Annotated in this window: 11 protein-coding genes and 3 pseudogenes; 10 read left to right on the top strand and 4 right to left on the bottom strand. The window is 43.7% G+C overall.

The features are described 5' to 3' along the window. The 3 genes and pseudogenes from O9295_RS13300 to O9295_RS13290 all read right to left on the bottom strand — a co-directional run. Positions 1-507, bottom strand: a pseudogene (locus tag O9295_RS13300) (flagellar assembly protein H); the annotation flags it as partial. A gap of 176 nt (positions 508-683) precedes the next feature. Further along, positions 684-878 (bottom strand): DUF2949 domain-containing protein, encoded by a 195-nt coding sequence (locus O9295_RS13295; RefSeq protein WP_002757016.1) that lies wholly within the window; start codon positions 876-878, stop codon positions 684-686. A 373-nt stretch (positions 879-1,251) separates the two neighbouring features. Beyond that, a complete protein-coding gene (locus O9295_RS13290; protein WP_081417822.1) occupies positions 1,252-1,773 on the bottom strand; it encodes a DUF192 domain-containing protein in 522 nt (173 codons plus the stop codon). 302 nt (positions 1,774-2,075) lie between these two features. Here O9295_RS13290 and petM point away from each other — a divergent pair, with 302 nt between their 5' ends. From petM to thyD, 3 genes are all read left to right on the top strand, one after another. Then, complete coding sequence (petM, locus tag O9295_RS13285; protein WP_012265655.1) at positions 2,076-2,189, top strand: cytochrome b6-f complex subunit PetM; 114 nt, start codon at positions 2,076-2,078, stop codon at positions 2,187-2,189. Between the two features lie 105 nt (positions 2,190-2,294). Further along, positions 2,295-2,654, top strand: coding sequence for a photosystem II reaction center protein Psb28 (psb28, locus tag O9295_RS13280; protein WP_002757021.1), 360 nt, complete (start codon positions 2,295-2,297; stop codon positions 2,652-2,654). Positions 2,655-2,879: 225 nt separating this feature from the next. Continuing rightward, on the top strand, positions 2,880-3,827 hold the full coding sequence (thyD, locus tag O9295_RS13275; protein WP_288033269.1) for a thylakoid membrane protein ThyD: 948 nt from the start codon (positions 2,880-2,882) through the stop codon (positions 3,825-3,827). A 36-nt stretch (positions 3,828-3,863) separates the two neighbouring features. Here thyD and O9295_RS13270 read toward each other — a convergent pair whose 3' ends face one another. After that, positions 3,864-4,589, bottom strand: coding sequence for a GUN4 domain-containing protein (locus tag O9295_RS13270; protein ID WP_288033268.1), 726 nt, complete (start codon positions 4,587-4,589; stop codon positions 3,864-3,866). A 228-nt stretch (positions 4,590-4,817) separates the two neighbouring features. Between O9295_RS13270 and lysA the strand changes: the two genes are divergently transcribed. The 7 genes and pseudogenes from lysA (at position 4,818) to sigC (ending at position 12,055) form a co-directional block, all read left to right on the top strand. Next, complete coding sequence (lysA, locus tag O9295_RS13265) at positions 4,818-6,221, top strand: diaminopimelate decarboxylase (protein WP_288033267.1); 1,404 nt, start codon at positions 4,818-4,820, stop codon at positions 6,219-6,221. Positions 6,222-6,242: 21 nt separating this feature from the next. Continuing rightward, positions 6,243-7,163: a diadenylate cyclase CdaA gene (gene cdaA, locus O9295_RS13260; RefSeq protein WP_002799082.1), complete on the top strand. Its 921-nt coding sequence runs from the start codon at positions 6,243-6,245 to the stop codon at positions 7,161-7,163. Beyond that, entirely contained in the window at positions 7,160-7,909 is a 750-nt protein-coding gene (gene uppS / locus O9295_RS13255) for a polyprenyl diphosphate synthase (RefSeq protein WP_079208016.1), read from the top strand. Before cdaA ends, uppS begins: the two co-directional genes overlap by 4 nt. 252 nt (positions 7,910-8,161) lie before the next feature. After that, entirely contained in the window at positions 8,162-8,476 is a 315-nt protein-coding gene (locus O9295_RS13250) for a DUF1825 family protein (RefSeq protein WP_002767238.1), read from the top strand. 129 nt (positions 8,477-8,605) lie between these two features. Then, a pseudogene (locus O9295_RS13245) lies at positions 8,606-9,142 on the top strand (hypothetical protein); the annotation flags it as partial. 162 nt (positions 9,143-9,304) lie between these two features. Continuing rightward, positions 9,305-10,640 (top strand): annotated as a pseudogene (locus tag O9295_RS13240) (RNA-guided endonuclease InsQ/TnpB family protein). A gap of 146 nt (positions 10,641-10,786) precedes the next feature. Further along, the gene (gene sigC, locus O9295_RS13235; protein ID WP_288033265.1) at positions 10,787-12,055 is read left to right on the top strand and encodes an RNA polymerase sigma factor SigC; all 1,269 of its coding nucleotides are present in this window, start codon (positions 10,787-10,789) and stop codon (positions 12,053-12,055) included. The last annotated feature ends 310 nt before the right edge of the window (positions 12,056-12,365 follow it).

Below are 12,365 nucleotides of genomic sequence, written 5' to 3'. Positions count from 1 at the left end.
AGTTTTTCCCCGTCCTAATAATCTTAACCAGAGAGTCTCAGCAGTCACAGGCAATTGATTAATAGCGATAATTGCCGTGCGATAAAGCGAGGGAAGAAAATAGACTCCTTCTGGCCAATCTGGGTCTAATTTTGCCCCAATACTCTCTACAAGAGTCAGACTAGCCGAAGGGGATAAAATCCACAAACGAGGGGCATTGTCTTCATTGTAGCTCTGATTTTCCCGTTTAGCTTGTCTTTGCAGTTCGGCTAAAATTGTCAAAAGTTTCGCTAAACAATTGCGAATCTCGCTACGATTGGGAGGATTGCGATAGGGTTCAATTAAGACAGTATTAAGGACAATTCTGCCTAATAATCCCAGATAATTGGGGTTGGGTTCGGCATTGGGGGAAAAAAATAAATCTATCTGTCGAGTTTCGTCGCTGACTTCTTTGCTGATTTCGACGATTCCCAGGGGAGAAAGTAATTGTTCAAGGTAATTTTTGGCAAATTGGTCATGGGGTTTCATGGACTGAGCAGTTAATCGATAATTCTCAATTGTATAGTTATTAAAAAAGTGGGTTTAAATAACCCACTTCTCAAGTGATGATTGGTAGTTTTTGGGATCGGAATTTTCAAACTGTGCCAGAAACTATGAGCAGCCATGGCAATTATTCTCCTTGTCAATAGTGAGCAATTGCAAGATTATACTACCTCTTCGAGAAAATCATAAATTTTGTCTAATTGTTCCAAGGTCACTAAACCGTACTGCCAGAGAATCATCGGTAAATGAATTTTATCAGATTGGATCGAGCGCTCGGCCATAGCGATCGATTCTTGGGGAAGGGACAATTCCTCTTGTAGAAATCGTCGGAATTGGGAATAGGCAATCGTGGACATAGGGGGATTTTTTTCCTCAATAGTATAGTATATCTCGTGATTTTAACAAAACACTACCTGATCGGTTTCAAGGACAGTTAGTCTCGCGACCGTTTTTCTGTATCTAAGCTATCTAGATGATAGAGTGTGCTTTCCTAAAAATCGCTGGCTCTCTTACAAATAGTCCCGTTAGATCGAGCAGAATTTTGTCTCTGTTTAATCTATCTATATCAAGGGTAAAGATTATTCAATCTATGACTTGATAGACTATAAAAATCTTAATCGATATGGTTATATCTTAAACAGTATAAATGCGTAATAGATTCTAAAAGCCATACTTATATTTCCAGACAAGGGACACCTTCTATAAGAAAGTTAACACCATTTTCAAAAATCAAGGTCTTGAGATAGACTCAATCTTAATTTTATCTCCTTCTTTCACTCCTAATTCTTTGGCTCGGCCCCCGGCTAGTTCGATCACTTGATTAACCATGGTGTTTGGCCCATAGACAGGACAAGGATCGACAGCACAAGGGGGGACATTCAGCAAAACTGCTTTTACTATACCATCTTTTAGAAAAATCATGTCTAGAGGAATCGAGACATTTTTCATCCAAAACCGGGCCATCAGAGGTTGTGCAAAGGGAAATAGCATACCGCGATTTTTCTCCAAAGACGAGCGATACATTAAACCCTTGGCCTGTTGTTCCTGGGTTTGAGCCACTTCTAACTCAATCATCTCACCATTAATATCTGCTTTGGCCGTGATCGGTAATATTTGCCCTTGATTCTCAGTCGTAATCTGAGCCATTGAACTATTATTACCATTGAGATTAGTCGATTGACAACTCAGCAGCAACAAACCTAAAAATAGTATTAACTTGATCTTGAGCATAAATGATTTTTTACCAGTCATCACCAATAGTTATCAATACTTAATTTTTCTAGTATAAGTGGAGAATTAAGCAGATAAGACATTAACACAAAGTGGTGACGGCAAATATAAAAATAGTATTAAAAATATCTAGCATGGGGGTGAGCATCCTTCCTTGAGGAGAGGGGCAGGATTGCTAGAACGTATATACTAGGAAAATTCTCAAAGTTATTGGCCGATTTTCCCCCTCAATTTTGCCCTAGTCCGGCAGCAGTCGATCGCCTTCGTAGGTTAAAATACCATTGATCTGTTGATCGATTATTGTAGGCTCAGGAGCAATCACCATGACCGCAGAAAGTATGTTATTTAATGGGGCGATCGTGGCGATCGTTCTCGTCCTCGTCGGATTAGCTTGGGGTTTTCTCCTCCTCAAAATCCAAGGTGGAGAAGCGGAATAGCTTGTTTTTCCGTTCATGGTTACTTTATTAGTAATCATGAACTAATTTTTCCCCATCAAAAGTAATTAAGAGAAAATCAATAACTAAAATTTTATAGCTATACCTATGACCACTCCCACGATCGAGTTTTTTGTCGGTTTATCAGAAGAATTAAGCGGTGTTAGTCTCCGCAAAAATAAAAGTACCGGGATTCGCAATGTCCTGATGACTTTTAAAACCCTGAAAGCGATCGAACGTTTCCAAAGTTTCACCACCCGCACCTACGGTGATCTTCGTCTCACCGATGAGGAAGGAGTGATTATAGTTATTCCCAACTCGACTAAGTTTATTTTTGGAGGAGATGAAGGAGATGAAATTCAACGGGTAGAATGTGGTTTTGAAATCACCGATGAACACTGGGAGCGTTTTCTGCGCTTTATGAATCGTTATGCGGCAGCCAACGGGATGGGGTATCAGGATAAGTGAGAAGTGGGAAGTGGGGTGTAGGGTGTGGGGTGTAGGGTGTGGGGAGAACAAATAAAAATAATCTCCTGACTACCGACTTGAAAGAGGGTGTAGGGTGTGGGGTGTGGGGTGTAGGGAAAGAAACATCTTTCATCTGTGGGGGTGAAAATTTTTTCATCGGGACTGACTCCTGAATTCTGATAGTTAAAAACCAGCTAAAATAAGGATAAATTTAGTCAAGAAACCATGAAAATAGCGATTACTGGGGCGACGGGATTTGTGGGTAGTAGATTGGTGGTCAAACTCTATGATCGCGGCGATGACATCCTAATTTTGACTCGCAATCCCGATAAAGCCGGGAGAATTTACCCAAAGTCAATCTATCCTAAGATAGAGATTATTCCCTATATCGCCACAGAATCGGGGGATTGGCAAAAAGAGATTTGCGGATGTGACGCGGTGATTAATCTAGCGGGAGAACCGATTTCGGAACGCTGGACCGGGGAAGCAAAACGAGCAATCGTCGCTAGTCGGGAAATCGGCACCGAGAAAATTGTCGAGGCGATCTCGCGTAGCGAGCGCGTTGCGACCGCACTGGCCGACCAGAAACCGAAAGTTTTAATTAACTCCTCGGCGATCGGTTACTATGGAACCAGTGAAACCGCTAGTTTTGACGAAAATAGCCCTCCCGGTGACGATTTTCTGGCAGATGTCTGTAAAAAGTGGGAAACAGCCGCCCAAAAAGTTAAAGATTACGGCACTCGTTTAGTCATTCTTCGCACGGGTATTGTTTTAGGCAATGGGGGTGCTTTAGGGAAAATGATCCCACCCTTCAAACTATTTGCCGGCGGACCGATTGGCAGCGGTCGTCAGTGGTTTTCTTGGATTCATCGGGATGATTTAATTAATTTAATTATCTATTGTCTCGATCGCCCAGAAATTAACGGTACTTTCAACGCTACTGCACCCAATCCCGTCCGGATGAAAGAATTCTGTCAGATTTTAGGGGAAGTAATGAATCGTCCTTCTTGGTTGCCAGTGCCAGATTTTGCCCTCGAAATTCTCTTGGGAGAAGGAGCAAAAATCGTCTTAGAAGGTCAAGAAGTGCTGCCAAAAGCCACTCAAGCGCTCGGTTTTGACTATCGTTATCCTAATCTAGAAGCGGCCTTACAAGAAATTGTCCCGAAAATGTAGAAATCTGATACAATAGCCGGACCCAGTGTTCTCAATCTATTTTTCACTCCAGACGGGATGGGAGAATAAAGAGGCAGCCACTCTCACCCCGCGCAGTTGATTTAACAGGGGTAAATGGCCCACGGGAGCGCTTAAATCCCAGATAAATTCTTGGGGGTATTTCGTCCAATTATTGCCATTTTTCCAGCCAATTTTCGGCCAGAGTTTCGGGAAATCTTGTCCCACACCTATCCATAATTTGCGCTGCACCGACCAACCGAATTTCCCTTCCGAATGAACTAACCAAAGATGATCAATAGTCTGAATATCTACACTGGGAAAAGCTTCTACTTCCGTAAAATAGACCCATTTCCTCTGTATTGCTCCTTCTCCTGCTAATTCACAGAGTTTTTGACGGGTGAGACTATCGGCAGTTTGAAAATCCTGTTTAGCCAATAATTCCTGTAAAAGTCGATAATCGATACCTTTAGCACTATCGAGGGGAACAACACCCGTGGGGAAATAATTAGCTAAAAATTCCTTGCTCTGAGCGCTATTATCTTGGTATAGCAATTGATAAGCCTTACCTGTCACCAGATTAACAGGAGTGGGCTGCTGGGCCAACAAAAAATCTCTCAATACAGTTAGGCCACCTTCTCCGGCCCCGGCTAATTGTGTCAGGATTTGTAATTGATTTTTCGGCGACTCGGTGGCTAATTGACTCATCTTGCGGGTAATATCCTCGCTTTGTTCTTCTACTAACACGCCATTCTGGTCAGTCATATCATCACTTTTAAGACCACTCCTTCAATACTATTACCACTATTTCGGGGTCGCTGCTCGATTTTTTCCTGACAAAAAAGGGATTTTTAGCGGGTGGTTGATCGTACACTGAAAGAGAGAACTATTTTGGCTATCTAGATCACCGACGGTCAAAATTCCCTTGACTGAATCGGTGATGGGCAGAGATTGTAACAAAAATTATCGATTGCTTGACAAAAAACACCGATTATGCTATCAACTGAACCTAAAATCAGCAATTCCGGACAAAAATATTTAGCCTATCAAGATTGTCTATCCCCGAATCAAACCCTGTTCCCCCTGACAGCCAAGGTTAATAACCGTGATTGTCTAGAAATCGGTGGTTGTGATGTGACCACCCTAGTGGAACGTTTCGGTTCACCCTTGTATATTGTCGATGAAGTCACCCTCCGCACAGCCTGTCGTCAATACCTGCAAGGTTTCCAGACTCATTATCCCGGAGAATCTAGGGTAATTTATGCCTCGAAAGCGTGGAATTGCCTGGCCCTATCGGCCGTGGTCGCTAGGGAGGGATTAGGTTTTGATGTGGTGTCGGCTGGAGAAATTCACACGGTGTTAACCGCTTTAGACCAGATCAATAAAACCGATGTGCCGATATACTTTCATGGTAATAACAAATCGATCGCCGAGTTAGAATATGCGATCGAGCATAACTGCATTATTGTCGTTGATAACTGGCTAGAGTTAGAAAATCTGGTTAAATTAGGCGAAAATCGTCCTGATAACCCTATTCCGATCCTGTTGCGGTTAACCCCCGGTATCGAGTGCCACACCCACGAATATATTCGCACGGGTCACTTAGACAGTAAATTTGGTTTTGACCCTCATCAAATCGAAGCGGTATTTGACTATGTTTTAGCTCATCCGCTGCTGAATTGTCTGGGTTTACACGCTCACATCGGTTCCCAGATTTTTGAACGTCAACCCCACCAAGACTTAGCCGCTGTGCTGGCAGATTGGTTTAAATTAGGTTTAGAACGGGGTTTACCCCTACAGCAATTAAATGTGGGTGGTGGTTTAGGGATTCGCTACCTCGAAAGTGATGACCCCCCAAGTATCGAGGAATGGGTGCAAGCAGTGTCCTTAGCAGTGGCTAAAGCTTGTCAGGAAAGAGGTATCGCTTATCCGCTGCTCATTGCCGAACCGGGACGCTCTCTGATTGCCACCGCTTGCGTAACGGCCTATACAGTGGGTAATCGCAAGGAAATCCCCGAAATCCGCACCTATATCGCCGTTGATGGCGGAATGTCTGATAATCCCCGACCGATTACCTATCAATCGGTTTACCGGGCCGTGGTCGCCAATAAAATGAGTCAAGAATGTCAGGAAGTGGTGACAATAGCTGGAAAGCATTGTGAATCTGGCGATATTCTAATTAAGGATATTACGCTACCGAAAACCAACCCGGGGGATATTTTAGTGGTTTTAGCCACAGGAGCCTATAACTACAGTATGGCTTCTAATTACAACCGCTTACCCCGTCCGGCGGCGGTAATTGTCCACAACGGAGAAGCTAATCTGATCCTTGAACGGGAAAATCTGGCGGATTTGCTGCGTCAAGACCGCTTACCCAATCGACTCTCCTTGATATAAACCTCATCGCTATCGTCCCCCATGTCGGGTTTTTTTCTGGACCCTCGCCGGTTATTGTCCTGGATTCTCAGCCATGGTCTGTCAGTCCTAGACTTTGGGTTAGTTCTCCTCCTTACCTATATGCTGCTGCTAATTATCGGCGAGCGGCGTACCTTTTGGATGGTGCGAGGACTAATCTACTTAATGCTGGCCTCGGTGATTAGCGATGCCCTAGGATTGCGCTTGCTGGGGTTAGTCCTAGAAAAATTGATTTTGGGGGCAGCAGTGGCGATTGCTGTGATTTTTCAGTCGGAATTCCGCCGTTTTTTAGAATTATTGGGCAAAGGTCAAGTGTGGGAATTATTTAAAAAAAGTTCCCCCACTCCCAAGACCGATAATGTCATTGATGAGTTAGTGGACGCGGTGAAGGATCTATCTCAAAATCGCACCGGTGCGCTGATGGTATTAGAAACCAGTGGCAATCTCGACACCAAGGTGTTTGTCAATCCGGGGGTGACGCTCAATGGCCAAGTATCTAAGGAATTAATTCAAACTATTTTTCAAACTAAAACTTTACTGCACGATGGGGCCGTATTTATTCGGGGCGATCGAGTGGTGGCCGCGGGTGTTATTCTACCCTTATCGGAGCGCAGTACCTCTAGGCAATTAGGCACCCGTCATCGGGCGGCCATGGGCATTACCGAAAGGCTAGATAATTGTATCTGTATTGTGGTTTCTGAGGAAACTGGCTCGATTTCCCTCGCGTCGGGGGGTAATTTGGATCGGCCCTTAACCAGTAGTAAACTAAAAGAGCTTCTCGAAGCGAAGTTTTCTCCGTCGGGAGAGGGGGAAGTGGTCGCACCGAGTTGGGGACGTTTAGGGCGTACAATTGGCTTAAAAGGTCGTCTAATCTTAGAAAAATTCTCCCGTTCGCCCAGAGCAACCCCCAAAGATAGAAAATGACTCTTAAACCGAGCTTGTCACCAGAATTACCTACGGATTTAGATAAAAACCGTTTGCCTCAGCACGTCGCAGTGATTATGGATGGGAACGGTCGTTGGGCGAAAAGTCGTGGTTTACCGCGGATTATGGGCCATCAACGGGGAGTAGATGCACTAAAAGACTTGCTGCGCTGTTGTCGTGACTGGGGGATTCCCGCTTTAACTGCTTATGCTTTTTCTACAGAAAATTGGGGTCGTCCCCTCGAGGAAGTAGAGTTTTTAATGACTCTATTCGAGCGGGTTTTGCGGCGCGAATTAGAAGAAATGATGCAGCAAAATGTCAAAATTCGCTTTATTGGTAATTTATCAGCCTTGCCAGAGTCTTTAAGACGGGAAATTGCTAAATCTCAAGCAGAAACTAGCAAAAATTCCGGTATTCAATTTACGGTGGCTACTAATTATGGTGGCCGAGAGGAGATCGTGCAAGCTTGTCAGGCGATCGCTCGTCAGGTGCAACAGGGTTTAGTCTCCCCGGAAGCGATCGATGAATCTCTCTTTGAACAGTATCTTTATACTGCCGGGATTCCTAACCCAGACCTGTTAATTCGCAGTAGTGGGGAAATGCGAATTAGTAATTTTTTACTCTGGCAAATGGCCTACGCGGAAATCTATGTTACTGACACCCTCTGGCCCGATTTCGATCGAGTGCAATTTCACCGCGCTTTAAAAGATTATCAGGGTCGTCATCGTCGTTTTGGCAAATTATAAGGGCTGCAGCCCAAATTTAGCGAAATAGCCACTGTGGGGCAGTTAAAGGACAATTTTTGATTTTTACAAGAGGTCTGATCACTTTTAATCTTAAACTCCCTGGGGCAACGGTTAAACCGGGACGGGGGTCGTTTGTGATCTGCTCGATTTCCCCAATACGGTAATCCGTAAATCGGCTGGAGCTAGACTTTTTCCCAGGCTAAAATAAAATAGGGGAGAGAATAACTATCGACGATAAGCAGTTTTAAGATTATGGGATTCTTTGACTCAGAAGTGGTTCAACAGGAAGCTAGACAGCTATTTGAGGATTACCAGTCCCTCACACAACTAGGCAGCGAGTACGGTAAATTCGATCGAGAGGGCAAAATCATCTTTATCGATAGGATGGAGGAGTTAATGGAACGCTACAAGATCTTTATGAAGCGTTTCGAGTTATCTGAGGATTTCTCCGCCCAAATGACCGTAGAACAGCTAAAAACCCAATTAGGTCAATTTGGTATGACTCCCCAAATGATGTTCGACCAAATGGAGCAAACCCTTGAACGGATGAAGGCAGAGATTCGCTAAAATTGCCGATATTTATCGGGTATTGGCTGCCTTTTACCCGATATGCCCTCTCCAGTTTACTGCTCGGAAAATTGGGGTTTCTGCGGTTTTTTGAGAACAATGATCTAATAATTTTAAGTAGGTTAACTGATGAACTCCAGGCCAGATTCACAAGAGAATATTGAGCCACCTCAGTATAGTGAAAAAACTAACCGCATTCAGGCAATCAGTCAACTGATTAAGGCAATAACCCCGTTAATTTGGGCTATAGTTGTTCTAGTGGTTATCTTGCCTCTTTTAGGGAAAATTTGGCTAGGAACTGCCGGCAATGAACCGTTAAAAACTAGGGTTGCTACCGAAACTAACCTAGAGATTCCCATCACTATACCCGAAAAATCTAACAGTAAAATTGATCGGGAGATTAGCCAAGCTTTACAGACAGCGAGAGCAAATTCTCAAAGCTTCGCCCTAGGAGAAATTGAGGGATGGGTGGAGGAGTTGATGACAAGAGTAGATCAGGGTTTTTTGCCTTGGTATTTTAACTATTTCAATCAAAAACAATTTGAGGGCAAGGCCTTTTTAAGCGGATTATACTCCTCGATCGCTCACTGGGTCAATACAGATAATCCACCCCCGGAACAGGTGGTGGCAGAAAATTTGACCAAAACTATTCAAACCGAGTTTACCTAAAATGTCGGATGAATGCCCCCGCTAGATTTTTCGACAAGATACTCACCTTTGCGGGGGATGAAATCCGACCAGAATATCAACCGCGAAGCACGATTTTAATTCTACCATTTGTAGGTAAACTGTGTTATACTTAATTTATCCAGGGTCGAAGATTAATCAATGCTAGTCGTAGAAGCCAAGTTAAAAAACGGGACACCAGAACAATACCAAAAACTTGATGAAGCTATTAGAACTTCTCAGTTTGTGCGTAACTCTTGTGTTCGTTATTGGATGGACAATCAAGGGACAACCCGCAATGATCTCCAAAAACTTTGTGCGGTACTAGCTAATAATAAAGAGACACCTTATGTTAATAAATTAAACTCTCAAGCTCGTCAATCGGCTGCTGATAGAGCCTGGCAATCAATTACTAGGTTTTACCATAATTGTCATGCTAAGATACCGGGAAAAAAGGGGTTTCCTCGGTTCAAAAAACATAACCGTTCGGTTGAGTATAAACTAACGGGCTACAAACTATCAGATGATCGACGTAAAATCAAGTTCACTGATGGCTTTAAAGCAGGAGAATTTGATTTATGGTGTAGTCAAAAGACCTTAGTTTATTATTCAGAGCAACAGATTAGACGGGTAAGAGTTGTTAGACGTGCTGACGGTTATTATTGCCAGTTTCTGATTGACGTAGAACGGCAAGAATACCATAAACCAACGGGACAAATAACAGGAATTGACTTAGGGTTAAAAGAGTTTTATACTGACGCTCAAGGCAATACTGTAGAGAATCCACGTTATTTAAGAAAGTCAGAAAAACGACTGAAAAAAGTACAAAGGAGATTATCAAAACAATTTCGCAAAGGAAAGAAACAGTCTAACAACTATCACAAGCAACGGATAAAAGTAGCTAGGCTTCATCTTAAAGTATCAAGACAACGTAAAGACAAAGCAATTAAAGACGCTTTGGCGTTAGTCCAGTCTAATGATCTGGTAGTCTATGAAGCTTTAAAGGTAAGAAACTTAGTCAAAAACCGTAAGCTTGCCAAGTCAATTTCTGATGCTTCTTGGTATCAATTCACCGAATGGTTTGAATTTTTTGCCAAGATTTATCGGATTGTTTGTATTGCTGTTCCTCCCCATTTCACGACTCAAGATTGTTCAGTTTGTGGAACAAGTGTTCAAAAATCATTAAGCACTAGAACTCATCAATGTCCCAATTGTAAAACAGTCTTAGATAGGGATCATAATGCAGCAATAAATATTCTTAAAAAAGGGTTGAAATATTTGGGAAATCATCTCAACGGTACTGTTGGGCAAACAGAAACCGACCCTTGCCCCCCCACCCCCCCTGCCCCCCCGACATCGGGGGGGGCGGGGGGCAAGAGGGGGGGGAGAGTCCGGCCTCTGGATTTTCAGTGGAGACATTGAGAATCTAAGCTGTCTCGTTGAACAAGGAATTTCCGATAGTAATAGGTCAAGAATCCCCCGTCACAGCGTAGCTTGAGGGTGGGAGTATGTCAAAGATCGATACTTTTGAGAAAAAAATTTTCCCGACTGCATCATTTCCTCGCTCAAGTGGGAAAGCTATGACTACGGTAAACGATTTAGAAGTTTCTAATTCCTATCACAGTCGCCCCTAGAGAAGCCATCATGTCTGCAATTAACCCCTCGACGCTCGAAACTGAATTTATCTGTCCCTCTTTTTCTATCTTAAAACTGAAGGAAAACTCGATCGACCTGGATGAAGATTTTCTCGGCAGTGATTTGGAAGATGATTTAGTATCTAGTCCCGAAAAAAGCTACAGCAACGGCACAACTACCGATTTAGTACGTTTATACCTACAAGACATTGGCAGAGTGCCTCTGCTCAAACGGGACGAGGAAGTTGAACAAGCGCAACAGGTACAGCGTCATCTGTCTTTACTGAAATTATGCGCCGCCGCCGTTAAACAAGGTGATGCACAAGTACAGCAATTTGTCAAGTTAATTGAGGTGCGCGATCAGCTAACCGCTCAATTAGCCCATCGTCCCTCCCTAGAACGCTGGGCAAAAACCGCCCAAATCAGGGTGTCTGAGTTAAAAAATGCTTTAAAAGCAGGGAAACAGCGTTGGGCGCACCTAGCGGGCTTAGAAGTGGGGGAATTAGAAGAAATTATTGCCCTTGGTACCCGTGCCAAAGAACAGATGATCAAGGCCAATTTACGTCTGGTGGTGTCGGTGGCCAAAAAATATCAGAATCGCGGTTTAGAATTATTGGATTTGATTCAAGAGGGAACCCTGGGTTTAGAACGCGCCGTCAAGAAATTTGATCCCACCAAAGGCTATCGTTTTAGCACCTATGCCTACTGGTGGATCCGTCAAGGAATGACAAGAGCGGTCGCAACGCGCTCGCTACGCGAGATCGCAACTAAAAGCCAGATTATTCGCTTACCGGTTCATATTACCGAAAAACTCAACAGAATTAAGAAGGCACAACGGAAAATATCGCAAATGCGCGGTCGCACTGCGACCGTAGAGGAAATTGCCCAAGAGTTAGCTCTGACCCCTGAAGCTGTGCGGGAATTGTTGATGACAGTGCCGCGTTCGGTTTCCTTAGAAATAAAAGTGGGTAAGGAAAAAGATACGGAATTATTAGACCTTTTGGAAATCGAAGCAGTGTCTTCAGAAAATCATTTTGTCTATGAATCTTTGCAAAGAGATATCAGAGAACTATTGGCAGATTTAACCACTCGCGAACGAGAAGTGATTGAATTGCGCTATGGTTTTCTCGATGGTAAATCCCATTCTTTAGCCGATATCGGTCGCACTTTGGAATTATCCCGGGAAAGGGTACGACAAATTGAGTTGAAAGCTTTGCAAAAACTGCGTCAATCCCAGCTACATAATCACATTCGCGATTATTTTGAAGCGTTGAGTTAAGTAGCTGGTTATAATTAAATTGAAGATAGATTTTGGGTTCGATCCCCCCTGTCCCCCTTGATAAGGGGAGTGCCGATCCCCCCTGCCCCCCTTGATAAGGGGGGTGCCGATAGGCGGGGGGATACCCCTTGATAAGGGGGGCATTTGATAATTTTTAACGCCTACCTACTTAGGGTCTGCTGAAAAAGTTTTTCCTGGGGGTAGGGTGTGGGGTGTGGGGTGTGGGGTGTAGGGTTTTACCGATTTTCAGGTGGTCAACTACCTAATTTTCAGGGAAAAAGTACCTCAATTTTCCCCCTGATCACTCCCA

The organism is Microcystis sp. LE18-22.4A, from assembly GCF_027531105.1.
Taxonomy (GTDB): Bacteria; Cyanobacteriota; Cyanobacteriia; order Cyanobacteriales; family Microcystaceae; genus Microcystis; species Microcystis aeruginosa.
The sequence above is the reverse complement of the archived record's forward strand: the minus strand, read 5'-3'. Positions and strand labels throughout refer to the sequence as shown.

What these genes read in the sequence shown, in the direction of transcription:
- O9295_RS13295 (WP_002757016.1), bottom strand. Translation starts at nt 878, where the DNA reads ATGTCCACGATTGCCTATTCCCAATTCCGACGATTTCTACAAGAGGAA.
- O9295_RS13290 (WP_081417822.1), bottom strand. Translation starts at nt 1,773, where the DNA reads ATGACTGGTAAAAAATCATTTATGCTCAAGATCAAGTTAATACTATTT.
- petM (WP_012265655.1), top strand. Translation starts at nt 2,076, where the DNA reads ATGACCGCAGAAAGTATGTTATTTAATGGGGCGATCGTGGCGATCGTT.
- psb28 (WP_002757021.1), top strand. Translation starts at nt 2,295, where the DNA reads ATGACCACTCCCACGATCGAGTTTTTTGTCGGTTTATCAGAAGAATTA.
- thyD (WP_288033269.1), top strand. Translation starts at nt 2,880, where the DNA reads ATGAAAATAGCGATTACTGGGGCGACGGGATTTGTGGGTAGTAGATTG.
- O9295_RS13270 (WP_288033268.1), bottom strand. Translation starts at nt 4,589, where the DNA reads ATGACTGACCAGAATGGCGTGTTAGTAGAAGAACAAAGCGAGGATATT.
- lysA (WP_288033267.1), top strand. Translation starts at nt 4,818, where the DNA reads ATGCTATCAACTGAACCTAAAATCAGCAATTCCGGACAAAAATATTTA.
- cdaA (WP_002799082.1), top strand. Translation starts at nt 6,243, where the DNA reads ATGTCGGGTTTTTTTCTGGACCCTCGCCGGTTATTGTCCTGGATTCTC.
- uppS (WP_079208016.1), top strand. Translation starts at nt 7,160, where the DNA reads ATGACTCTTAAACCGAGCTTGTCACCAGAATTACCTACGGATTTAGAT.
- O9295_RS13250 (WP_002767238.1), top strand. Translation starts at nt 8,162, where the DNA reads ATGGGATTCTTTGACTCAGAAGTGGTTCAACAGGAAGCTAGACAGCTA.
- sigC (WP_288033265.1), top strand. Translation starts at nt 10,787, where the DNA reads ATGTCTGCAATTAACCCCTCGACGCTCGAAACTGAATTTATCTGTCCC.